Annotated in this window: 21 protein-coding genes; 8 read left to right on the top strand and 13 right to left on the bottom strand. The window is 50.8% G+C overall.

The features are described 5' to 3' along the window. Nucleotides 1-328: 328 nt before the first annotated feature. The 4 genes from C2M29_RS08310 (at nt 329) to C2M29_RS08295 (ending at nt 4,314) form a co-directional block, all read left to right on the top strand. Entirely contained in the window at nt 329-673 is a 345-nt protein-coding gene (locus C2M29_RS08310; protein WP_105189303.1) for a hypothetical protein, read from the top strand. Nucleotides 674-893: 220 nt separating this feature from the next. Then, nucleotides 894-3,080, top strand: coding sequence for an OsmC domain/YcaO domain-containing protein (locus tag C2M29_RS08305; protein WP_105189302.1), 2,187 nt, complete (start codon nt 894-896; stop codon nt 3,078-3,080). Between the two features lie 191 nt (nt 3,081-3,271). Next, on the top strand, nt 3,272-3,421 hold the full coding sequence (locus tag C2M29_RS08300; protein WP_105189348.1) for a DUF2986 domain-containing protein: 150 nt from the start codon (nt 3,272-3,274) through the stop codon (nt 3,419-3,421). Between the two features lie 254 nt (nt 3,422-3,675). Next, on the top strand, nt 3,676-4,314 hold the full coding sequence (locus C2M29_RS08295; protein ID WP_105189301.1) for a hypothetical protein: 639 nt from the start codon (nt 3,676-3,678) through the stop codon (nt 4,312-4,314). 42 nt (nt 4,315-4,356) lie between these two features. Here the strand turns inward: C2M29_RS08295 and C2M29_RS08290 are convergent, their stop codons facing one another. Continuing rightward, nucleotides 4,357-6,285, bottom strand: a complete 1,929-nt coding sequence (locus C2M29_RS08290; protein ID WP_105189300.1) for a hypothetical protein — start codon at nt 6,283-6,285, stop codon at nt 4,357-4,359. Between the two features lie 213 nt (nt 6,286-6,498). Between C2M29_RS08290 and C2M29_RS08285 the strand changes: the two genes are divergently transcribed. Beyond that, entirely contained in the window at nt 6,499-6,810 is a 312-nt protein-coding gene (locus C2M29_RS08285) for a monooxygenase (protein ID WP_105189299.1), read from the top strand. A 59-nt stretch (nt 6,811-6,869) separates the two neighbouring features. Here C2M29_RS08285 and C2M29_RS08280 read toward each other — a convergent pair whose 3' ends face one another. After that, nucleotides 6,870-8,366, bottom strand: a complete 1,497-nt coding sequence (locus C2M29_RS08280) for a dipeptidase (RefSeq protein WP_442792545.1) — start codon at nt 8,364-8,366, stop codon at nt 6,870-6,872. 251 nt (nt 8,367-8,617) lie between these two features. Here C2M29_RS08280 and C2M29_RS08275 point away from each other — a divergent pair, with 251 nt between their 5' ends. Both C2M29_RS08275 and C2M29_RS08270 read left to right on the top strand, forming a co-directional pair. Continuing rightward, nucleotides 8,618-8,986 carry a hypothetical protein gene (locus C2M29_RS08275; RefSeq protein ID WP_199774872.1) on the top strand — a complete coding sequence of 123 codons (369 nt, stop codon included), beginning with the start codon at nt 8,618-8,620 and terminating at the stop codon, nt 8,984-8,986. Continuing rightward, complete coding sequence (locus tag C2M29_RS08270) at nt 8,980-9,369, top strand: hypothetical protein (protein WP_105189297.1); 390 nt, start codon at nt 8,980-8,982, stop codon at nt 9,367-9,369. Before C2M29_RS08275 ends, C2M29_RS08270 begins: the two co-directional genes overlap by 7 nt. Nucleotides 9,370-9,397: 28 nt before the next feature. Here C2M29_RS08270 and C2M29_RS08265 read toward each other — a convergent pair whose 3' ends face one another. The 5 genes from C2M29_RS08265 to C2M29_RS08245 are packed head-to-tail and all read right to left on the bottom strand — an operon-like array spanning nt 9,398 to nt 14,497. Then, a complete protein-coding gene (locus C2M29_RS08265; RefSeq protein ID WP_105189296.1) occupies nt 9,398-10,255 on the bottom strand; it encodes an aminotransferase class IV in 858 nt (285 codons plus the stop codon). 9 nt (nt 10,256-10,264) lie between these two features. After that, nucleotides 10,265-11,122: a glutamate cyclase domain-containing protein gene (locus tag C2M29_RS08260; protein WP_105189295.1), complete on the bottom strand. Its 858-nt coding sequence runs from the start codon at nt 11,120-11,122 to the stop codon at nt 10,265-10,267. Then, nucleotides 11,110-11,838 (bottom strand): 5-oxoprolinase subunit PxpA, encoded by a 729-nt coding sequence (locus tag C2M29_RS08255; RefSeq protein ID WP_105189294.1) that lies wholly within the window; start codon nt 11,836-11,838, stop codon nt 11,110-11,112. Before C2M29_RS08255 ends, C2M29_RS08260 begins: the two co-directional genes overlap by 13 nt. Nucleotides 11,839-11,846: 8 nt before the next feature. After that, the gene (locus tag C2M29_RS08250; RefSeq protein ID WP_105189293.1) at nt 11,847-12,641 is read right to left on the bottom strand and encodes a putative hydro-lyase; all 795 of its coding nucleotides are present in this window, start codon (nt 12,639-12,641) and stop codon (nt 11,847-11,849) included. A gap of 50 nt (nt 12,642-12,691) precedes the next feature. After that, a complete protein-coding gene (locus tag C2M29_RS08245; RefSeq protein ID WP_105189346.1) occupies nt 12,692-14,497 on the bottom strand; it encodes a glycoside hydrolase family 3 protein in 1,806 nt (601 codons plus the stop codon). A 301-nt stretch (nt 14,498-14,798) separates the two neighbouring features. Between C2M29_RS08245 and C2M29_RS08240 the strand changes: the two genes are divergently transcribed. Continuing rightward, on the top strand, nt 14,799-17,639 hold the full coding sequence (locus C2M29_RS08240; protein ID WP_199774871.1) for an FAD-binding and (Fe-S)-binding domain-containing protein: 2,841 nt from the start codon (nt 14,799-14,801) through the stop codon (nt 17,637-17,639). Here C2M29_RS08240 and C2M29_RS08235 read toward each other — a convergent pair. From C2M29_RS08235 to C2M29_RS08210, 6 genes are all read right to left on the bottom strand, one after another. Further along, nucleotides 17,636-18,001, bottom strand: coding sequence for a DUF1232 domain-containing protein (locus C2M29_RS08235; protein ID WP_105189291.1), 366 nt, complete (start codon nt 17,999-18,001; stop codon nt 17,636-17,638). The genes C2M29_RS08240 and C2M29_RS08235 overlap by 4 nt on opposite strands. Before the next feature lie 77 nt (nt 18,002-18,078). Then, on the bottom strand, nt 18,079-19,047 hold the full coding sequence (locus C2M29_RS08230; protein ID WP_105189290.1) for an endo alpha-1,4 polygalactosaminidase: 969 nt from the start codon (nt 19,045-19,047) through the stop codon (nt 18,079-18,081). A gap of 339 nt (nt 19,048-19,386) precedes the next feature. After that, entirely contained in the window at nt 19,387-20,586 is a 1,200-nt protein-coding gene (locus C2M29_RS08225) for an ATP-binding protein (RefSeq protein ID WP_105189289.1), read from the bottom strand. Further along, complete coding sequence (locus tag C2M29_RS08220; RefSeq protein ID WP_158684686.1) at nt 20,579-21,268, bottom strand: response regulator transcription factor; 690 nt, start codon at nt 21,266-21,268, stop codon at nt 20,579-20,581. The genes C2M29_RS08225 and C2M29_RS08220 overlap by 8 nt, the downstream gene beginning before the upstream one ends. A 2-nt stretch (nt 21,269-21,270) precedes the next feature. Continuing rightward, a complete protein-coding gene (locus tag C2M29_RS08215; RefSeq protein ID WP_105189287.1) occupies nt 21,271-21,645 on the bottom strand; it encodes a DUF3019 domain-containing protein in 375 nt (124 codons plus the stop codon). Between the two features lie 15 nt (nt 21,646-21,660). Next, complete coding sequence (locus C2M29_RS08210) at nt 21,661-22,500, bottom strand: MipA/OmpV family protein (protein WP_105189286.1); 840 nt, start codon at nt 22,498-22,500, stop codon at nt 21,661-21,663. Between the last annotated feature and the right edge of the window lie 149 nt (nt 22,501-22,649).

Below are 22,649 nucleotides of genomic sequence, written 5' to 3'. Positions count from 1 at the left end.
ATTTATACAAGGCGGCACATGTGTGGTGTAGTTATTCTACATAAACATGTAACAACACAGTAGAAATGCGCTACAAGCGCTGCCCTACGGGTTCATCTAAACGCATCCTGCTCTGTGTTACTCGCTATGAACATAGAATGACTATGCATCATAACGAGCGTCGTGATCAGAATGCGTTTAGATTGAACATAAAGTAAACCGCAAAGATAAACAGACCCTATGGCCGCACAAGCGGCCCTTTTTTTACGTATTGGTATCGCATCCGAGATGATGTAAAATTAACCGCCCCTTTAGCGGGGACTATGTTTTACAAAATCGAGCGACAGATATGCAGTACTTCAAATATACCCTCATCGTTTTAACCTCATTATTTATGTTTGGCTGTGGTGGCCATGGGTATGAAGGGCACTATGTCAGCACCTCTGACAACAAGGTATTTAATGCCTTGTCGGAACTGGCAGGCGCGAAAAAAATCTACATCGGCGAGAACTTTATCGAAGCGGATGGTCAGCGCACCGAGTTTGACGAAATCTTTGTGCGTGAGCTTAAATCGGGTGACTACCTGGTGTTTAAATCGGGTAATGAAGAACAAACCTGGTTGATAGAAGACGGTGACGTACTGGTGCGCGATTTAGGCTTGATGTCTTTACGCTTTGAGCCGGTAGAAAAGTAAACCCCACTTTATATTGCTAGTGAGTGACTACTCGCTAGCACCGAATCCAAGGTCTCTTTTTAGTTTTGATTTATATAATTCCAAAATAAACCAAGACGATTGCACGCAAAAAGACGATAATTGGAACATTAAATTCATTAGATTGACCGATATTGCCACCCAGTCTGCTTAGCAGCGCTGGCAAGCTCGGTCATTGCGATTTTTAGAGTACCGATAACACATGGAAATTAAAGTTAATTTTCTCGATAACCTCAGACTTGAAGCCAAGTTTGATGACTTCACCGTGATTGCCGATCAGCCGATACGTTATAAAGGCGATGGCTCTGCACCCAGCCCGTTTGATTACTTTCTGGCATCATCGGCTTTGTGCGCAGCTTACTTTGTGAAGGTGTATTGCAACAGTCGAGAAATTCCAACCGATGGTATTCGCATTTCGCAAAACAACATCATAGATCCGGAAGATCGCTACAATCAGATCTTTAAAATTCAGGTTGAGTTACCAGAGAGTATTTCTGACAAAGACCGCCAAGGTATTTTGCGCTCAATCGAGCGTTGTACGGTTAAGCGCGTGGTGCAAACAGGACCTGAGTTCCAAATCGATCCGGTAGAGAATATCGACGAAGATGCCCAAGCCATGCTGATGGTGGAGGCCGACCTTGATCACAGCACCTACATTTTGGGTAAAGACTTACCGCTTGAGCAAACAATCCAGAACATGACCGCCATGCTGGCCGATTTGGGGATGAAGATTGAAGTGGCGTCGTGGCGCAATATCGTTCCGCATGTATGGTCTTTGCACATCCGTGATGCGGCTTCACCCATGTGTTTCACTAACGGTAAAGGCGCAACCAAAGAAAGTGCCCTTTGCTCCGCACTGGGTGAGTTTATCGAGCGCCTAAGCTGCAACTTCTTCTACAACGATCAGTACCTGGGTGAAGAGATCGCACACAGCGACTTCGTCCATTACCCCAATGAAAAGTGGTTCCAAGCGGGTGCAGACGATGCCCTGCCAGAGGGGATCTTAGACGACTACTGTTTAGAGATTTACAACCCGGACGGTGAACTGCAGGCATCGCATTTGGTTGATACCAACTCGGGCCGTGTTGACCGTGGTGTGTGTTCGATTCCATATACGCGCCACTCAGACGGCGAAACGGTTTACTTCCCGCAAAACCTGATCGAGAACTTGTTCTTGAGTAACGGTATGAGTGCGGGGAATAACCTCAACGAGGCGAAAGTTCAGTGTTTGTCTGAAATCTTCGAGCGCGCGATTAAACGCCAGATTATAGAGCAAGAAATTGTGCTGCCGGACGTACCACAAGAGGTGCTGGCCAAGTACCCGGACATTGTTGAGGGTATCGAAAAGCTCGAAGAGCAGGGCTTCCCGATTGTTGTTAAGGACGCGTCACTGGGTGGTCAATTCCCAGTTATGTGTGTGACCCTGATGAACCCAAGAACCGGTGGGGTATTTGCCTCATTCGGTGCGCATCCAAGCCTGGAAGTTGCGTTAGAGCGCAGCCTCACAGAGTTGCTGCAAGGTCGTAGCTTCGAAGGCCTGAACGATGTGCCGAAGCCAACGTTTAACTCAATGGCCGTGTCTGAGCCGGAAAACTTCGTTGAGCACTTTATTGACTCAACCGGTGTGATCTCATGGCGTTTCTTCAGCGCGAAAGCGGATTACGATTTTGTCGAATGGGATTTCTCGGGCACTAACGAAGAAGAAAGCGACGCCTTGTTTGGCATTTTAAAGGCGCTGGGTAAAGAGGCATATATTGCTGAATTTACAGAAATCGGCAGCGCATGTCGTATTCTTGTGCCGGACTTTTCAGAAGTATACCCGGTGGAAGACCTGATTTGGGATAACACCAACAAGGCACTGCAATACCGTGAAGATATCTTGAATCTGCACTCGCTATCGGACGATGCACTGGCCGCCTTGGTAGAGCGTTTGGAAGAAAGTCAGCTGGATAACTACATCGACATCATCACCCTCATCGGTGTTGAGTTTGATGAAAACACCGTGTGGGGACAGTTGACCATTCTTGAACTTAAGATTCTGATTTACCTGGCACTGGGCGAGTTGGAAGAGGCCATCGAGCTGGTGGGTGACTTCTTACAATACAACGACAACACGGTTGAGCGTGGCTTGTTCTATCAAGCCGTGAACGCGGTGCTTGAAGTAACCCTGGATGAAGAGATGGAGTTGGCCGACTTTATCCATAACTTCTCACGCATGTTTGGCAAAGAAACCATGGAAAACGCTGTGGGCTTGGTCAGCGGTGAGGTGCGTTTCTATGGCCTAACCCCAACCAATATGAAGCTAGAGGGCTTGGACAAGCACCTGCGTTTGATCGACAGCTATAAAAAGCTACACAAAGCCCGTGGTGAGTTGTTTAACAAAGGCTAGTCTGAATTAGTTTACCGCCCAGAGTAAGGCGTTGAATTAAAAACAAAAAAGCGAACCTCAGTGGTTCGCTTTTTTGTTGGCTATGTTAGCGAATGAGTTTGTGACTGAAAACATGTCGGTGTAAACGCCAATTGCAGGGTATAATGCAAGGCGACGTCATCAATCACATATCGAAACCACGCATCGAAACAATGAACCGTAAAAAGAAAATTTTCACCAAGCTTAAAGCCAAAGACAAGCGCGCGAATGCCAAATTGCACAAAAGCAATAAACCTGCCTATATCTCAAAAGCCGAGCGCGAAAAGTTAGAGCAACAAGAGAATTCGGCATCAGAAGAGTAATTCCACCCGTTTACTGACACGCGATATCCATAAAAATAAATTCGACGATTCACAGCCGGCCGCCAAATAGCCGTTGCTGCCACGCAATGCCTGCTTGATGCCGACCTCCACCTGATAAAACTCGGCGTTAAGCGGCTTGGTGATTATCCTAACTAATTGCTTTTTCTGCTTAATTTCTTAATTGGCTGGCATATTGCCCGGCGCTCATATAGGCTTTTAGCGGTTATTCATTAGCTTATTTACGCAGGGAAATTATGGAAAAGAAGGTTATACAGCTGTCTATTGCCGAACTCATGCTACACAAACGTGGCCCCATGGACGGTGCCGAAGACATTAACTTGTTTCGCTTTGTGCTGAGCTATCCGGCGGAAGGAATTTCGGCCATCGAATCGGTGAAAACCCTGCTGTCGACCGACGACCTGCCGACCGACTGGGACAGCGACTTCGATAAGGCGATTTTGTTTAAAACGCCACTGAGGGGCAAGGCCCAGCTTTCTATCGAGGCCTGCAGCGTCGATAAGGACTCCCAGGCTCAGGCGTCATTTAAAAAGCTGTTAAACAGCATCCTCGGCTCGACCCTGGGCATTTTTACCGGCGGTTTTGGCAGCGCCTATGTGGGTAAGATCACCAATACAGTGGGTAAATCGGTCATCGACGTAATTGGCGACGACGAAGACGTGGATATTGTCGGCAAAGCCACCTATTTGCTCGACTCCGAGCAGTTGCCCGAGACCATTGACCTGCCCTTAGTGGTCGACACGCCCGTAGTAGAGAAAAAATATGTGCTTGTGGGTCATGAAAACAGCGTTAATCGCCGCCGAAAAGTGGTGGAAAACGAGGTGATCCCGGCGGGCAACAACGGCCAAATTCGCATTAAAGTCACCGAGCTTTAGCGGGACTGATTGAATCAGCCTCGCTATTATTAACTCGTTTTACTATTGGCAGCTGACGGCGAAATAGCCGTCACTGTTATTCACCGCCAGCTCTGGCAGTAGGGTGATTAAATGCTGGTATATTTCGGGCTGCTCAAACCTGTTTTTCATCATTAGGCGACGGTGGTGAGGTCGTATCTCGGCGCCGTTATCCCTCAGGTGCTCTAAAAATCGGCGGTAATTGATAGGTCTCTCGGTTCCCGACTCGGGCGGCAGATAGTGATCTAAGCGATAGTTTTTAAGCACAAAATACAGCGGGTCTAAGCGCTCACCATTAGTTGCACCCAAGTAAGGCTCAAGCAGTTTATATTGCGCTATATGCCCCTTGGCGGCGACCGCGTTGGCCAGCTCTAAGGCCGTTTGCTCCGGGATATGAGAGAAGGTCTTTAGCCACAGGGTCAGCTCTTTACTGCCGGCAAACTGTGTCAGTACCTGATAGGCTTCAATACTGGGGGCCAACCCGGCGTTACTGAGTTTATTGACTATCTCCTGCTGCGCAAGCTTGTTATCAAGCACCGCCATCGATGAGATAAACATCCCCATGGCTGCTTTTTGCTGCTCGGACAGGGGCGGCAAATTAAGATTATCCAGCTCCAGGCGCATCAGCTCGGACAGGGGTTTGTTTTGCGCCAGGCTCATCAACAGGGCCGCCGAGTCATTGATAAACAGCTCCATCTCCTTGTCATTATGGCTTTGGCAGTAGTCAAATTCGGGCGATTGGGTAACCGCTTCAACAAACTCTGAGTCGGTGAACTCTTGCCATTGCTTTATGGGCTTTTCTCGTTCTTCAAACCATGTGTTTCGCGCTGAGCAGGCCTCTAATTGCACCTGTTGCTGCGCATCCAAGGCATCGGGGGCTGCAAACGTTAATGGCGTGCTGCCATTATCCCTTGGTAGCTCGGTTAAAGGGTGTATATCGATATGAATACCCAATTGCCTTAATATGCTCGGAGCGCGCTCTATGGCCAGTTGCCCCTGGCGGTGATAATAGTAGCGTTTGCTCCCCAGCTGTGTGCCTTGAATCAGTCGCGATAGGGCGTCTGCGTCGGTCAATGTGCTGCCAAAGGCTTCTATATGTTCAAGCACCACCTGCTGCATGTCACTGATAAACAGAGAATCATTGCGAAAAGCCAGAGGGTATTGCTCACTGAGCATGGCCGCCGCTTCGGTTTTTCCCAGCATCAACAAGGAAGTGAAAGGAATTTTAAGCGGGGTGAGTTGTGGGTCGTTCACCAAGGTGGTGTCCACGTCATAAATAAGGTCTTTGACTTTTTGCGCCAGCTCATAGGCCGGCACATTACCGATTATCAGCTCCTCCAGGCCTTGTTGAGCTAAGGTGTTTCTGTAGAGATAGTCCATGTGAAAGCTTGAAGGCAAGCGTTTATCTTGCTGCATTTGCATCGGCAGTTCGTCAAGACGCTCGATAAAAGACGCCATGGCCCTGGCCTGGGCCGTCTCAACTTCCGTTTGAGGGTTGGCAGGGATATTTTTTTGAATGTAACTTTTAATGGCCGTGCGCTGCTTGAGGCTTGCCTGCAAGGCTGCGGTGCTATTGTGCCAATAGACAAGCGCTCTGGCATCCATGCCAGCGGCCCACAGCGCTAGGCTAATATCGTCCAGGCTATGGCCTTGTTTTAAGGCGCGGGCGGCTAATAGCTCCAGCTGCTGACGATTTTGAAAATGATGCTGATTAAAGAGCTCTTTTAAGTTCTCACACAGCTCGCTATCCAGGGTTTGCTCGGGAAAGGGCTCAGGAACATAGCGCTTTGTGGGCTTCTTTTGTCCTTGGGAAGCATTTTGTTGTTGCGTATTTTTCTCTTCGGAAACCTCAGTTATCTGCATTGCTTGTTGCTTATCCGCCGACGGCAGAAAAAAATAGGCCAGAAGGCCTCCCAAAGCCAGCATCCCCAGGGTCAAAGTCGTTTTTTTCATGGCTTTCCTTGCTTACTATTTGAGCATGACATCATAACGCCATTGTTAATCTAATTTGGTTATAAAACAACCTTATATCCTCTATGTACAGGGGATTGTCCAACAAAGCTTACAGCGGATGAGTGGGTCCAGTGGCTCGGGCTTTTGTTTCTATTTCTTATAGGTGAAAATGCGCCATTAGTTAATAAAGCATTCAGTTATGGAGACATTGGAATGGCAAAATTGCTGCAAGTCGACTTTCAATATAATGGCCCGTATGGACAGCAAATGACGGATCAGCTGGTTGAACTGGCTAAATCTATTAATAATGAGCCGGGCATGATCTGGAAAATTTGGACCGAAAGTGAGCTAGAGCAGTTAGGCGGCGGCATCTACTTGTTTGTGGACGAAACCAGCGCCAAGAATTATCTAGAAATGCACAGCGCGCGTTTGCAGAAAATGGGTATTGATGAGGTGCGTGGAAAGATCTTTGATGTCAACGAAGCGCTGACGCTTATTAATAAGGGGCCTGTTGGCCAAGAATAACAGCGTGTTATTGACGAAAATGCGTATAAAAAAGCCCACATTTGTGGGCTTTTTTGTGGTTACATCTTGCCTAGAGTAAGCATCATGGCGGTGTACATTTTCAGGTTGAGTGCCAGTTGCTCCTCGGTAATAAACTCATGCTCCGAGTGGCCGGTGTAGGGCTTGCCTGGCATTGACGGGCCGAAGGAAACGGCATTGTCGAACAGCTTGGCATTGGTTCCGCCGCCTATGGAGACAAAGGAGGCATCCTGATCGCCGGTGTAGTGTTTAAAAATATCCAGCAGCGCCTGGGCATGGGGGGCATTATCAAGCAGCATGGGGGTGCCTATTTCCACTTCCACATTGCTTAAGGTCACCTGGTGTTGTTGTTGCCACGTCTTTAGAGCAGTATCGATTTGCTGGGCCAAAAGCGCTTCATCTTTGCCCATGGGACGGCGTAGGTTCACCGACAAGGTGATGTCGTTGCTTTGCTCGTCGCGGCTTAGCAGCGTAGGCGCCACCGTCATCGGACCCATAAAATCGTGCTCGTAGGCGATATCTCCGAATTGCTTACCGTATAAGCCCAGGCCAATCAATTCGTTAATAAACATCAATGCCTGACCATCGCTGTTCTTAGCCAGGGCTACGTCGTCAAATATGGCGGCTAGATGAGCAATGGCGTTAACGCCCGCTTCCGGCTCCGATGAGTGTGCCGACGTGCCTTTTACCCTAATATGCAGGCCGTCTTCTTGCTCGACCATGGACACTTTAACGCCTTGTAGGGCGCTGATATTGCGCTGTAGTAGGTTTTTAGTCTGATCGTCGGCGTTATGCACAATGACACTGGCGTCTTCGGGAATTTGGCTGACAAAGGCACCGCCTTTAAGATTTGATGCATACAAGCCGTCGTTTGGATTGGCGCCGCTAAAGGTGGGGGCAATCAGGCTCCAGCCTTTTTCCGCCACCACCACCGGGTAGCTGGCGTCTATGGTGACCGCATATTTGGGCTGCTCATAGGTTGTCATAAACTCACGGATCGGACCCCAGTCCGACTCCTCAGCCAGGTAAACCATCAGCTCGATACGGTTATCAAGCTCTATGTCCTTGTCTTTTATGGCTTTCATGGCATATAAAGCGGTGGCAATGGCGCCCTTGTCGTCTTCACTGCCACGAGCGATAAGCTTGCCTGGCTCGGTGGTTTTATCAAGCTCAAACGGGCTCTTTGCCCATTTGCTGGCATCGGCTGGCTGCACGTCGCCATGAGTCACTATGGTCACCTTGTCGCGTTGCTCACCCATGCCAATGAGCACCGTGTAGCCGAAATCCTGATAGTCGAATCCAAATTGTTCCGCCTTCAATTTTAAGTAGGATTTGAAACCGATAAAGACCGGGTTGTTTGGCGCTTTGATGTCGCCGGTATTGACGGTGGGAAAAGACACCAGGTTTTCCAGGGTATGAATTTGTGCTTCTTGGTACTGGGAGAGAGCGTACTGCGCCACGGCATCTTTGTCGCTGCTAACCGTTGCTGCCAGCGCCGATGTGCTTAGTAACGCCAGGGCTGAGGCCAAAATAGAGATTTTCAATGTTGTTCCTTGATGTTGATGTGCGTTAACGACCAAGATTGTAACGCTAGCACTGGAGACGATGCCAGTTTTTACCGTATCTTGGGTCTGATTATCTTTGCGTTTTACTTTAGGTTCATTCTAAACCCCTTCATTAGCGCGTCGCTGGAAGGACGCCAATGTGTTGCCTGACACACGCATCGGTGAGAATACGAATGGGAAAATAGATACCATCGAAGCCTAAAGTTATTTACCATATCAGGCCTATGGTTAAATTCTTCTTTGTTAAATATCTGGCCTTTTTAGTTGGTTGTACGCTGTGCTTTGTATTGCATGCGCAATTTGCCGTGCCCGTGGTGTTGGCGGCCAGTGTCACCGGCTTGTTGGGCAGCTTTATACCCCTTACTCAGGCCTTTGGCTCACATCCACGGGGGGCCGTTTATGCCGGTAGCTTTGCCGGCATGTGTTCGGCGGAGCTGATCACAGGTTATTGGCAACTGGGGCTGCTGGCCTTTATCGGTGCCTCTTTATATGCACTGACCTTAAATATGTTTACCGGCTTTGGTGGTAAACTCGGTGGTGTGGCCTTTGTCAGCGTGGCGCTGTTTATGCTCACCCGGGAGGGCCTATGGTAACCCTGGCGTTTGTTCTGCTGGCGCTGCTTGGCACCCTAAGCACCTATATGTTGGCGCAACGTCGGCGTTTTGATGCCATACGTGCTTCGGCTTTATCGGCCATATGTGCCTACGGCCTGCTATGGTTGTTTAGCGATAATCCCGACCTCTATGCCTTGGTATTTTTCGGGGGCACCTTTATCGGTATGAGCGCCCCCCATCGTTTCGGTTTTTATACCCTGATCAGCTCGGCCATTATTTTTGCGCCTTTATTTCAATACCTGGTGCCTAAGCTCAATGGTTATGGGGGCGCATTGGGGCTGAGTGCCTTTATGGCCATTTGTGTCTGTCATGTTGCCATCTTGTTGGGGGCACCGCGGAGCATAAAAAAACCGCCGGGTTGAAGCGGCGGTTTATCTTGGTTACTTAATCTTAATAATCGAATTTGTGCTGGCTAAAGAGGCCTTGCACTCGTTGCCACATGGGTCCGGGTCGGCCTTTGCCTATTTGTTTACCGTCGACCTTAAGCACCGGCCCCACTTCTTTGGTGGCCGAGGTGATCCACACTTCATCGGCGCTCAGCAGCTCGTCCTTGGTAATGATCCGCTCCTCAATATGCAGTTCGCTATGGCTGTGTACGATTTGTAAGATTAACCAGCGGGTGATCCCCGGAAGAATCTGTGTGTCCAGCGGTGGCGTGGCAATCACCCCATCCTTAACGATAAAGACATTACTGGAGCTGGCCTCGGTGATCTCACCCAGGGCGTTGAATAAAATGGTTTCCTTGTTACCGGCACGGGCGCCACTTTGATAGTGCATCACATTTCCGAGCAGGGCGGTGGACTTGATATTACAGCGTTGCCAACGTCGGTCTTGTTCCAGGGAGACCTCGTAGCTGGTAGCCGTATCGGCATCGTTGCTGGGCTCGCCGGCCAGGGTAAAGCAAAACGCAAATACCGTGGGAGCGACGCCGCTGGGGTAGGCGTGATTACGTTTGCTGTCGGTGCCTCGGCTCACGTGCAGATAGATGCCCTGGTTTGGTCCGGGGTTTGTGCTTAACAGTGTCTCGCAGATCTCTCGCCATTGCGCGGTGCTGTAATCAAGGGCGATTTCGATGGCGGCCAGGCCCTGTTGCATGCGCTCGATATGAGCATTAAAACCAAGCATTTTGCCATGATAGGCGGGGATCACCTCATAGATGCCATCGCCAAAGAGAAAGCCGCGATCCATGGGCGAGATCTTCGCCTCCTCGGGGGCCATATAGTCGCCATTTAAATACACTTGGCTCATTGTGTTTCCTCATTCAGTGGGCAAAAAGCCCGTTAACCGTCGTAATTCTGTGATCACAGCTTGCCCGTGAGTGGCATCCAGGCTGTCTTCGGTGGCCTCGTTGCGTTTGGTGACGCCATCGACGCTGCCATGCTTGCTTAAATACGCCAACCAATGCTGCGGGTCAATGGCTGCGAGCATGTCTTCTCGTTGCCACAGGGAAAAAAAGGCGATTAAGCCATAGGCGCCCCAGTTAGAGACATCGGCAATAATCAACTCATCGCAGCTGGTCACGCTGGGGGTAATGGCCAACTGGCTTAGTGCCGACGCCACTTTACCCATGCCGATTTCATTACCGCCATCGCCGATAGCAATGCTGGGGCACGGTGCGGTTTCGACAAAGGGATCGAAACTGGCACAGCCTTGGCTAATATCCTCGCCGCGCATATTGCAATAGCCGCCGCCTTGATTGAGCCCCGGGCGTTCTATGGACAGCACACAGCCTACCTGCTCGGTGGCGAAATACTGCTGGGCCAGAGACTGTGCCTGCGTCAGATTGTGGATGGGCAACTCAAAACAATTAAAATCTTCGGCCAGCTTGCTGTAAAGGGGGTTGCCACAGACCAGCAGCGGATCTTTACCTAGCTTTTGCAGTGCTAAATACAGGGCAATGGCGCCAACCGGGCCATCGGTTTCAAAGGTGCCGGCAACCCAAAAGCCGGTGCCGATCAGAATTTTGCCTTCGGCCTGATACAGCGCCTGGGCGCTGCGATACACATAACCTGGCTGCAAGGCCGGTTGTATCTGCGCCATGCCGCGTAGATTTCGGGCTACCAGGAGATCTTCGATGCGGCGACTGAGCTGCAACTCGGGGTTTAGCGGACACATAAGGCGCGGATCTCGATAATGGCGTTCACCGCTTCCAGGTTGTCGCCGTGGACACACAGGGTGTCGGCTTTTAATGCCAAGGTGTTGCCGCCATCGGTTTGCACCGTTCTGTCACTGACCAGTTGTTGCACCTGCGCTAACATTTCGGTTTTGGTTAACACGCTACCGGCCTGGTTGCGCGGCATCAGGGTGCCGGCATCGGTGTAACGACGATCGGCAAAGGCTTCAAACAATAGGCTCACGCCTTGTTTATCGGCCAATTCACGGTAGTTTTCGGAGTTGTTGCCCGCCAAAATCATCAATTTGAGGCTTGGGTCGTATTGAGCCACGGCTTGCAGCACACAGACAAAAATCTGCTCCTTGGCCATCATATCGTTATACAGGGCGCCATGGGGTTTAACATATTCCAGCCGCAGCCCTTGTACCTTGGCCATGCCGGCCAGGGCGGCGATTTGATAGTGCAGATCGGCAATAAGCTCGGTGGGGCTCAGCACCATGGAGCGACGGCCAAAGCCTTGCCGATCTGGGTAGCTGGGGTGAGCTCCAATATGTACCCCGTGTTGCTTGGCCAGCGCCAGGGTGCGTTGCATCACCAGGGGATCACCGCCATGAAAGCCACAGGCAATATTGGCCAAGTCGATATGGGCCATGGCCAATTCATCTTCGCCCATGGTCCAACTACCAAAACTCTCGCCTAAATCACAGTTCAGTAACATGGTGCCTCCTACAAGGTTGCCAATGAGGTATTTTTGATGTCGAGTATCAGCATATGCCCGGGGCTATGGGTAATGCAAAAGTCCGGGCGGGCATTGCTGATGGCCACCTGAGGAGTAACGCCACAGGCCCAAAATACAGGCACCTCACCGTCGTTGATGGTCACCGCCTCGCCGAAGTCGGGGCGATTGATATCCTTAATGCCAATCGCAGCGGGCTCGCCAAAATGCACCGGCGCGCCGTGTACACTGGGGTAGCGACTACATATCTGGATAGCACGAATGGCGTCTTTGGGTGTCATTGGGCGCATGCTTACCACCTGGTTGCCGACAAAAGGCCCGGCGCCGGTACAGGCTTGATTGGTGATATACATGGGCACATTTTTATGTTCGCTGATGTTGCGGATTTCAATGCCGTCGGCTAACAGCGCTTCCTCAAAGGAAAAGGAGCAGCCGATTAAAAAGCTCACCAGATCATCGCGCCATATATCATTAACCTGGGTTGGCTCGCTGACCAACTGTCCTTGCTCAAACACCCGATATTTTGGCAGGTCGGTGCGTATATCCAGATCCTCAGCCAGCGCCTTGAGGCTCACCGCACCCGTCTCGGTTTGTCCCAGCAAGGGACAGGATTTGGGGTTGGCCTGACAAAAGCGCAAAAAGTCATAGGCGTATTTTTGCGGCAAAATTACCAGGTTTGCTTGTACAAAGCCCGGTGCAAAGCCCGAGGTATGGCCGGTGTAATCACCGGCGCGGATCAACTTGCGGATATCCGCGGGGGTGTGTAGCGAGGCATTGGCATCCATTTTCATACGCCTTATCGGTTCGTGCACTCGGAAAAGCCCAAGCGCTTAAGTTATTGCTTAATAGTAACAGGTAATTGCCCGCGTGGGGTTTGCTCTCCGAGCAGCACCTTGGCCAGGGCACTAAAGGCAGGGCCTTGTACCTTCTCGCCCTCATCCACGTCTATGTTATAGGCGTAGGTAGCCAGTATAGCATCGGCATAGTGGCCAAAACGGGCGATGTCGTAGGGGGCGCGCAAACTGACAAATACCGTAGGCTTGTGCGTTTGTTTCGCCTGCTTTAATAAGCGCTCTAAGGCTTCGGGCTGCTGCGCCTGACTCAGGGCAAACTGGGCAATGGCGTCGCCGTCATCCATACCGCCAATTTCCACGGCACTTTGTGCCGGGCTGGCATTACCGGCAATAACCAGATCAACCTCTTTAATTAGCGCCTGTGCCTTAGCAGGATCATGACCTTGCAGGCTCAGGCAGTGAAATTGGATGTCGGTGAGCTGTCCCTTCAGCGCTTGTTCCAGGGCCATGCACTTGCGGGTGTCGGGCATAATAATGGCCACGCTTTTGGCACCCTTGAGCAGAGAAGCGGTGTGCTTGCCATTTTTGATATCTGTTATTGCCGCGCTGGCAAGCTCCGCCTCAGTGGCGCGGTGTTTGGCGTTGCCAAGCACTTGTTTGGCCAGGGCCTGCTGTTTGCCCAGATCCCTATGGTGTTCTGGCAGCAATTGATAGCTGGCCTTGAGCGCCATCACCCGGGCTGCCGATTGGCTAAATTCACCTGCATCCAGATCGCCCGTTTGCACCGCCTTGGCAACGGCATCGATCAGCGCCGAAAGTTTGGCGATATCTCCCTGGTTACGCACGGCAATGGGCATCAGGGCAATATCCACACCGGCCTTAAAGGTGTTGATAACGGCGTCTTCGGCGCTAAAAAAGTGACTGATCCCGGCCATATCCAGGGCGTCCGTGATGGTTACACCGTTATAACCGAGTTCATTGCGTAGCAAGTCGGTCATAATGGCTCGGGACATGGTGGCCGGTTTGATCATGGTATCGCCATCCTTGCTGACAAAGGTGGAGTTGTCCAGCGCCGGATATTGAATATGGGCGGTCATGATCATCCCCGGCGCATGACCGGCATCGATAATGCGTTTAAAGGGGGCAAGATCTTGAGCCATCACCTGCTCCTTATCATGTGCTACGCGTGGTAAACCCGTGTGGCTGTCTACATTGGTATCCCCATGACCGGGAAAATGCTTTAATGCGGCTATTACCTGTTGTTCCTGGTAGGCGTCGACCTGAGCACCGCCGAGTTCGGCCACAAGTTGCGGGTCTTCACCGAAGGAACGGACATTGATCACCGGGTTATCCGGGTTCATATTCACATCGACCGTGGGGGCATAGTTTAGGTTAATGCCCACGGCACGCAGTTCACTGGCGATGATTTCGGCACTGCGGCGGGCAAAGTCGGTGCCATGGCGCGCATAGGTGGCGCCAATGGACATATTACCGGTCATGGCCGTGCCTAAATCCCGAGGGATCCGGGCTACTCGACCACCTTCCTGATCTATGCTGATAAACAGCGGAGCACCAAGCTCGCTTTGTTGCGCCGCCTGTTGCAACTGTTGCGTTAACTTAACCATTTGCTCGCTGCTTTCAAGGTTTTCTGCGAACAGGATCACGCCGCCTATTTGCTGCTCTGTAATGAGCTTGGCCAAAGGCTGGGGTAAGGAGGTCATGGGGGTGCGACAGCGGGCGCTGTTAATATCCTTATCCTCACAGTAATAGCGAAAATCCAGCATGAGTTTTTGGCCGATTTGCTGTTTTAGCGTCAGCGCTGGGGCGGCTAGGCTAGATGCACTCATAAATACACATCCTAAAATGGCGAATTTGGTTAGTCTGTTTGGTTGCAGGCGAAGCGCCAACGCACTCGTTAAGCGGCGGAAAATCATGGCGAGCTCCCTTGGAATAAAGTATTCATGATTTTATAGTGAGCAATGGCGTAAACACAAGGCCTTAAACTCGCCTATTTCTCAGCTAACATCTTCTATTCTTTGTGGGTATCCCCTAATTTGCGAATACGAGTTTAATAATATTTTATTCCAAGCTATGCTAGGGCAATCACGTATCAGCTATTGCCTCATTATGTCAGAGTCTCCTAGGGCTATGGAAGCCTTCATTGATGCCATGACCGCCGTCCTTGGTCGCGAGCAAGTGCTCACCGATTATGCCTTGCGTTATGCCCTGGGCACAGACGCCAGCTTTTATCGCTTAACTCCCCAGTGCGTGGTCTTGGTCAAAAGCGCCGAACAGGTTCAGAAGGTGGTGGTAAGCGCTGCCGAAAACCGGTTGGCGATAACCTTTAGGGCCGCTGGCACAAGCCTTTCCGGGCAGGCTATTAGCGACAGTGTGCTGGTATTGCTGAGCGATGATTGGCAAGACTATAAGGTGGCCGAGGACGGCAGTTGGATCAGCCTGTCGCCCTCGTTAATCGGTGCGCGGGTGAATCGCATTTTGGCTCCCTATGGGCGGAAAATTGGCCCGGATCCGGCGTCTATAAACAGCTGTAAAATAGGTGGTATTGCTGCCAATAATGCCTCGGGCATGTGCTGTGGTGTCAAACACAATAGCTACCATACCCTCAAAGACATGGCGATTATCTTTGCCGATGGCAGCTATCTGGATACCGCCGATAAAAACTCCAAGGCGGCGTTTCGACAAAGTCACAAAGATTTGCTCACCGCCCTTGAGCAACTGGCGCAGCGTGTGCGCGAGAACGAGGCGTTAAGCACTCGCATTGCGCATAAATACCGCTTAAAAAATACCACGGGGTATGGCCTTAATGCCCTGGTGGATCACCATGACGGCATAGAGATCATCAAACACCTGATGATAGGCTCGGAAGGGACTCTTGGCTTTATTGCCAACATTACCTATAACACGGTCGTTGAGCCCGCCTTTAAACGCACAGGACTGTTTACCTTTGCGGATGTGGATAGCGCTTGTGTGCTGATTGAACAGCTGAGCGCCTTGCCCATCGCCGCCGTAGAAATGCTCGATAAACGGGCGCTACTCTCGGTGCAGCAGCATGCGGTGATACCACAAAATGTCGCCGATTTCCCCTCTGAGGCCACCGCTTTATTAATAGAGATTAGCGGTGAAAATCAGCAGGCCCTCGACGAACTTGATAACGCGGTGAATGCTATCTTGGCGCAATATCAATCGCAGCTCGTGCATCACTATCCCCTGAGCGATGATATCGAGCTGGCGCAGGCTCTATGGAATGTGCGTAAGGGCACCTTCCCTGCGGTGGGGGCGGTGCGCGAAACGGGGACCACGGTGATCATCGAAGATGTGGCCTTTGCGCTGGCGGATTTAAGCCGGGGCATTAAGGCGCTGCATCAATTGTTTGATAAACACGGGTACAGCGAGGCCATTATTTTTGGCCATGCCCTGGCCGGTAATCTGCATTTTGTCTTTACCCAGGCCTTTGACAGCCCAGAGCAGCTCCAGCGCTATGATGAGTTTATGGCCGATGTGGCGCACCTGGTGGCGGTTGAATTAAAAGGCTCTTTGAAGGCGGAGCATGGCACCGGGCGCAACATGGCTCCCTTTGTCGCGCTCGAGTGGGGCGACGAAGGCTACGCGGTGATGCAGCAAATTAAGCAATTGTTTGATAAGCAGGGGATTCTTAACCCGGGCGTGATCATCAACGGGGATCCCCGCGCTCATCTCCAGCATGTTAAAACCATGCCCGCCAGCGATATACAAATCGATAAATGCATCGAATGTGGCTTTTGTGAGCCGGTGTGCCCATCCAAGGAATACACCTTAACGCCGCGCCAGCGTATCAGCTTAAAACGACACGAGCAGCAGTTACTTGATGAACGACCCACGCATCCTGATGCCGTTGGCCGTCTCTTTGCGGTGCAGCAGGGCTATCAACATCTGGCCATCGACAGCTGCGCCGCCACAGGCTTGTGTGCCACCCGCTGCCCGGTAGGAATTGACACCGGAGCCTATATTAAATCATTGCGCGTCAAGCAGATGAACGCCAAGCCGGTGATCACTAAAATCGCCAATTGGACGGCAAACCACTTTGCCATGACCAGTGCCTTAGCCCGAGTGGGCGTGCGCGGCGCTCATCTCAGCGCCAGACTCCTGGGTGCGCAGCGGCTTGAGGGTTTTAGTGCCCAATTACAAAGGCGCTTCGGTACACCACTTTACTACAGCGCCTGGCCCGAGGCGCAACACACCGAGCAGAGACGCGTCAAGGCCAATGGCGGCGAGGCCAATGGCGGCGAGGCCAGGGATAAAGTGGTTTATGTGCCCAGTTGCGCTAACCGCATTTTTGCGAACGCCGCCGGGCCGAGTATACAGCAAAGGCTGCAAAGGCTGTGCGACAAGGCGGGATTAAGCCTGGTTATACCCGAGGAGGTCACCGAGTTATGCTGCGGCATGCCATGGCAAAGTCGTGGCTTAAGTGAGGTGGCGATGCAAAAACAACAGCAGTTGCAACAAACCATAGCACGGCTGAGTGAGGGCGGACGCTGGCCCGTGGTTATGGACGCCAGTCCCTGTGCCCTACAAAGTCAGCCTCAGGAGCTGGGCGGCGCTCGGGTGCTCGATAGTATGGGTTTTGCGTGCGAATACTTGCTACCCCGTCTGGCCATTGAACCCAGCAGCGAGCCGCTGTGGCTGCACATTACCTGTAGCTCGCAGCACTTAGATGGCGGTGTCGCCATGCTAACCCTGGCCAGGGCGTTGAGCTCCAAGGTGAGTACCACTGAGGTCAGTTGTTGCGGATTTGCCGGCGATAAGGGCTTTACTCATCCGCAGTTAAATGAGCACGCGCTGCGCCATGTGAGCGCCAATAAACCCAAGGGATGCTCGGTGGGTTATTCAAATAGCCGCACCTGTGAGATTGGCCTAACAAGGCACAGTGGAGTGATCTTCTCTTCCCTGCTGGCTTTGTTGGATGAGCGAGCGGCGACACTCGCTAGCTAGACGAGGGAGCGAGCCTTAAGCAGCAATTGGTGGGCTTTAAGCCCGGCGATAATTTTAATTCTGGCGTCGATGCACCCGAGCAGGGAAATGGCCGCGGCCGTGAGCAGCAAGGCATCGTCGAGTAAACCTGGCATGGGGCTGGTGTCGGCCAAGAGATCGTAAGGAAAGAGGGTATAGGCCATAGTTGTAACGAGTGCGAGGCGATGTATCAGTGTGCACTTATCGCCGCGGATGGCATAATACAAAAGCAAGGCCCGTGTTAGGGTCGCGTGCAGTCGATCAAAAAACCAGCTTGGCGTAGTCTTCGTGACTCCTGCCTTTGAGGCTTTGCAGCGCTGTGATGTATAGGTTCTCTTGTTCATTTCATCCCCTCCAACGGCCACCAATTTACCTCGGGAGGGGACAAAATAATATTACAGCTAATTACGCCGTCGCTAGTTTATTCTTTGCAACTAAAGCGATAGGCGTCGTCCAGCTCAAGGGGCAGGACGACCGAGTAAATGCCCAGTGCGTCGGTAGTGGCGCACATCTCGCTAAACTCGGGGCTACCAACACCACTCACCCCCAGGTATTCAACGTGAAATACGGGTTTGTTGGCATCGACAAAGGGACGTAGCATGTCACATTCATTCCAGCGAATGCATGACTCGTTGATAGCGAAGTCATAGTAGCTGTGCAGGTCCGCCAATTGGCTCAGATTATTCTTTAAACCCACCGCCAGTTGTTGATCATGGGCCGCAGTTGCCAGAAAACGGTTATAGCTGAGCTGCTGTTCATAACTGATACTAAAGCCGCTTTTCTGGGTGTGTACGTCGACATTATCCGGATCGACGGCGTCGCAACCCTTGCTTTTAGCCAAGGCGATACGTGCAGACATCACCGCCTTCACCGATTCATGGGTGGTGTCCAGCCAGTGCTCACCGGGCCAGTCGCCAAGCGGAGCGCCTATGGCTTCGGCGGCGAAATCATTGGCATCAGGGCGCCATTCTTCGTGGGTGCCGGCAGAGAAATAGCAAATCGCTTTGGCGCCGCTGCTTTTAATTTCGGCTATGGTCTGAGCGCTGACATCAAACAGATCAAAGACATAGGCATCGACAGCGTATTCGGTATTGAGTGCCCCTTGGAGCTGCATTTGATAACTGGCGCCGGCACTGAGAAACCCTTCACTCGGTGGCTGAGGTTCGGGCTCGGGTTCCGGCTCCGGATCGGGTTCTGGAGCCGGGTCGACAGGCTCTTCACAGAGCTTACGCGGACGGCATTGTTTGCCGGTATCCGGACCTGCATTCTTAAATATGGTGTAATCCGCAAAAGCCGTGGTTAGTTCTTTTTGTTGGGTGCTTGGTGCGGCGTTTAGCGCACCGCAACTAATCAATAATGACAAGAGTAAGACATTGTATTTTGAGCGCATTTCAAGCCTAAAGTATTAATTTTTAGTATGAAAAAAAGTGTATGACGCAAATTCGAAGTCCACTAGTTTTTTTCGTACAAAAGGGTTAAAAATAAGTAAAAAGTATTAATATTTTGCGTGTTTTAAGCTGAATTTTCCCTGAAAGCCGGCGGTGTTTCGCCTATTGTGATGCCGAGTCACTGACTGCAATCGGGGGGGGGGCATTAGCTATCTGAATTTAATAAGGTAAATGCAGGTTGAAAAACCATCTTAAACGGAGGCGCTGGGTATAAGGCTATTCAGTTTTTTGCATCAGTGCTGAGGGGGGAAGGTGGCTTGATATGGAGTGGGTTTCAGGTGTTAGAGCTGTCGCGGCCAGCAGATGCGAATATGAGCTCCACCTGTCTGCGGATGGTTACCCAAGGATAACTGGCCGCCATGCCATAAGCATATACGCTCGACGATATAAAGACCGAGACCGTAACCGCTGGCAACCGCACTGTCTTTGGAAGACGAGAAGGGCGCTAACAATAAGTCGGCGTCGTTGGGCAGGCCAGGGCCGTCGTCATAGACTTCCAGCACCTGCATTTGCTCTTGTTGATGAAGCCTTAATACCACTTGATGTTGGGCATATTTAACGCCATTAAAGAGCAGATTCTGAACCAGAATTGCAAAGCTATTAGGTTCACAATAGAGCTTGTCCAAGGCCACCTGGGTCTCGATATTGACATCGGTAAAGAGCTGATTTTTACTCGCTTCTTGATTGATAAACTCTTTTGCATCAAGCGCCTGTAATTGCAGGGGCTGAGTTAAATACTCGACCCGGGCAAAATCCAAATATTGACAAAGACGGTTTTCGATTTCGTCGATATTGCGTTGCATGGTGTGTTGAATTTCTTCATCAAGATCGCTATGCAAGGAAAGGACAAAGCGCATTCGTGACAGCGGTGTGCGGATTTCGTGAGAGATGATCCGCGATAAATCTTCGTGTAGTTGAATAAACTTACTGATGCGCTCCGACATCTCGCTCAGGGTTTGCGCCAAGGGATAGACGGTAGAGCTGGGCTTGACCTTGGCGGTGAAGGCTTTCTTTTCTCTGGCGAAGCGTCGAGAGGCGCGTTTTAGCTCGGCTAAGTCTTTGAATACCGGCCAGATAAATGACATCACCAGAAGTGCAATGGCGCTATAGACCAACAAAAAATAGATGCTATGTTCATCCGGCGGCGGCGCCACGGTAATAGGTCCGATGCGATACACTGTGTCGGCCTTATCGCCGCTACCAAGGACATAAACAAAATTGCCCTCACTTTGGACCACCGTCAGCATTTTCTGCTTGTTAAGCTGCTGTGCCAAGGTTGGAGGCAGGGCGAGATCGTGTCGATTTAAACTGACCAGGCTATCGCCCTTATTATCGATCAGCGCTGGCCATTGGCTTACCGGCAGGGCAATGCTGGGGGATTGTTCAAATACATAGTTTTGATAGATTTGCCCAAAGGCGATCAGTGCTGCGATAACACTAACAATGATAAATACGTAGAGGCGAAAAAACTGCTTACGCATCGTGCTCGGTCGGTACTTGAAGCAGGTAGCCTTCGCCGCGAATAGAGATAATGTCTAGCCCTTCAATGCCATGATCGCGAATTTTGCGGCGCAAACGGCTCACTTTAAGATCGGCGGCGCGATCTAGGCCGTCGTATTCTCGGCCGATGATTTCCTTAAACAAGGTCTCCCGTGACAAAGGCGTGGGATAGTTTTGGATAAACAGGGTAAAGAGTCGGATTTCATCGTCATTAAGGTTGAGCTGATGCTGTTGATACTGGAGTTGACGATGCGTGGTATCTAATTTTAATGGGCCTATGGCCTTGGTGGCTTCGCCTTTGCCGCTGATACGCAGGCTGTTGTTGATGCGTGCGAGTAATAATTCCGGGCGAATAGGCTTGATCAAATAATCGTTGGCACCCAGGTTAAGCCCTTTTATTTGTGAGCGATCCGAGTCTAAGGCCGTTAAAAAGAGCACCGGGCAGCTAAAATGCTTTTTGAGCAGGGGAAAGAGCTCGAAGCCATTGCCATCTGGTAGCATTACATCGCAGAGAATGATATCCGGCTGTAGTTGGTCGAAGCAGGCCTTAAAGGCGGCGATACTATTTACTATGCTTACATCAAGTCCATTTTTGCTTAAGTAACGACTAATTAGGCTGGCTAACTCCTTGTCGTCTTCTATAAGTAGAACCTGGTGCGTCAATGTTAAATACCCCAACCAAAACGTCTTCTTACGCGATAGTTTTTTGAGGCGAGTTTCCCCACCTCGAGTTTTTGTTCTGCCAGTACCATTCCGGATTGATCGGTGAGAGTGATAGTGGTGGTGGCTTCAAGCGTGACTCGATAGGTCACCGACACCCTGTTGCCGTTAAAACATTCATATTGTCGCTTTGGCAGAGCAATACTGATACACAGTTGCTCCGCCAAAGCCGACGCCGCATTGACATGGATTTCCATGGTGCAACTGGCGGCTTGCAGCTCGCCGATGCAGGTGTGAGGAGATACCTGAAGGGTACCCTCCACAGCAGATTGCATGGATGCGGGTAGCATAGATAGGGCGACAAAGTAATTAACTAGCATAAGATGTTAGTACTGCTAAAACTCAAAAGTAATCCCGGTAAAGCCAGTCATATACTGGTCTCGATCAAACATAGGTGTATCACTTAAGTCACTGTCAATCCAAGTGTTTGAGATATTTAGCATAGCACTAAATTGCTCACTTAGACGATATTTGTACTCCAGTTTTACATGGTAATTAAGTGCGCTACTTAATTTGTAGCGGGGGATGCGTGACAATGCTTCACCCGGATGGACGCGGTAGTAATATTCTATTAGCTCGGTGCTTTTATGAGTGAGTCCGGCCTCGGCAATGAACTGACCACCGAGCAAATCCTGACTGTAATAAGCAATAAATTTGTTTTCCAAGCCATTATGTACGCTACTGATATCATGCAGGGTGCTAAGTTCAAGGCCCCAGTTTTTGGCGCTGTAACCGAGTGCCAGACCTCCTTCGTAGGCCAGGCTGCGCTCTATCGGCGTCAGATTGATTGGCGTGGCATTGGGTCTTCCTGGGCGCGGCGAGTTGCGTACCGCCGAGGTGGCAAAGAGCTTATCTATGCCGTCGAGCTCGAAGAAAAAGCCGTCTTCGTTAAATGAGCCAATAATATCGACGTACCAGGATTGGTCCTGGTGCAGGCTGTAACCCAGAGCAAAGTCGTCGAAATACCACTTCTCACCATAATAAGCCAGGTGCGGAAGAAGAACAGAAGTGACGTGATCTGCTCCCCGAATCGGGTTTTCGATGCCACCATATCCCACGGTGATAGACGCCTCTAATGTACCTACCTCAATATATTGCGCCGACTCACTGGGCGCATCCTGGCACAGTACCGAGGCGGAAAATAATGTACACGCAAGGGCGATATGTTTATTCATGTTTCAGTTGTGTTCCTTCTCTGTATTAACTGAATCTTAATTATTTGTCGATATTACGCAAGCCACGTTAGCGCAGTGTTAGGGTTTTGGCAAAGCACGAATCGGCGGGTAAAACATTGTAAACTCCGTATGTTTATGATTTTTATAGT

The organism is Pseudoalteromonas sp. T1lg48, from assembly GCF_002964785.1.
Lineage (GTDB): Bacteria > Pseudomonadota > Gammaproteobacteria > Enterobacterales > Alteromonadaceae > Pseudoalteromonas.
The sequence above is the reverse complement of the archived record's forward strand: the minus strand, read 5'-3'. Positions and strand labels throughout refer to the sequence as shown.

Bases quoted from the DNA above. Each gene is read 5' to 3' on its own strand.
- C2M29_RS08215 (WP_105189287.1), bottom strand. From the start codon at position 21,645: ATGCTAGTTAATTACTTTGTCGCCCTATCTATGCTACCCGCATCCATG.
- C2M29_RS08285 (WP_105189299.1), top strand. From the start codon at position 6,499: ATGGCAAAATTGCTGCAAGTCGACTTTCAATATAATGGCCCGTATGGA.
- C2M29_RS08290 (WP_105189300.1), bottom strand. From the start codon at position 6,285: ATGAAAAAAACGACTTTGACCCTGGGGATGCTGGCTTTGGGAGGCCTT.
- C2M29_RS08275 (WP_199774872.1), top strand. From the start codon at position 8,618: ATGGTTAAATTCTTCTTTGTTAAATATCTGGCCTTTTTAGTTGGTTGT.
- C2M29_RS08230 (WP_105189290.1), bottom strand. From the start codon at position 19,047: ATGCGCTCAAAATACAATGTCTTACTCTTGTCATTATTGATTAGTTGC.
- C2M29_RS08270 (WP_105189297.1), top strand. From the start codon at position 8,980: ATGGTAACCCTGGCGTTTGTTCTGCTGGCGCTGCTTGGCACCCTAAGC.
- C2M29_RS08250 (WP_105189293.1), bottom strand. From the start codon at position 12,641: ATGGATGCCAATGCCTCGCTACACACCCCCGCGGATATCCGCAAGTTG.
- C2M29_RS08225 (WP_105189289.1), bottom strand. From the start codon at position 20,586: ATGCGTAAGCAGTTTTTTCGCCTCTACGTATTTATCATTGTTAGTGTT.
- C2M29_RS08295 (WP_105189301.1), top strand. From the start codon at position 3,676: ATGGAAAAGAAGGTTATACAGCTGTCTATTGCCGAACTCATGCTACAC.
- C2M29_RS08305 (WP_105189302.1), top strand. From the start codon at position 894: ATGGAAATTAAAGTTAATTTTCTCGATAACCTCAGACTTGAAGCCAAG.
- C2M29_RS08310 (WP_105189303.1), top strand. From the start codon at position 329: ATGCAGTACTTCAAATATACCCTCATCGTTTTAACCTCATTATTTATG.
- C2M29_RS08300 (WP_105189348.1), top strand. From the start codon at position 3,272: ATGAACCGTAAAAAGAAAATTTTCACCAAGCTTAAAGCCAAAGACAAG.
- C2M29_RS08240 (WP_199774871.1), top strand. From the start codon at position 14,799: ATGGAAGCCTTCATTGATGCCATGACCGCCGTCCTTGGTCGCGAGCAA.
- C2M29_RS08265 (WP_105189296.1), bottom strand. From the start codon at position 10,255: ATGAGCCAAGTGTATTTAAATGGCGACTATATGGCCCCCGAGGAGGCG.
- C2M29_RS08260 (WP_105189295.1), bottom strand. From the start codon at position 11,122: ATGTGTCCGCTAAACCCCGAGTTGCAGCTCAGTCGCCGCATCGAAGAT.
- C2M29_RS08255 (WP_105189294.1), bottom strand. From the start codon at position 11,838: ATGTTACTGAACTGTGATTTAGGCGAGAGTTTTGGTAGTTGGACCATG.
- C2M29_RS08210 (WP_105189286.1), bottom strand. From the start codon at position 22,500: ATGAATAAACATATCGCCCTTGCGTGTACATTATTTTCCGCCTCGGTA.
- C2M29_RS08245 (WP_105189346.1), bottom strand. From the start codon at position 14,497: ATGAGTGCATCTAGCCTAGCCGCCCCAGCGCTGACGCTAAAACAGCAA.
- C2M29_RS08235 (WP_105189291.1), bottom strand. From the start codon at position 18,001: ATGAACAAGAGAACCTATACATCACAGCGCTGCAAAGCCTCAAAGGCA.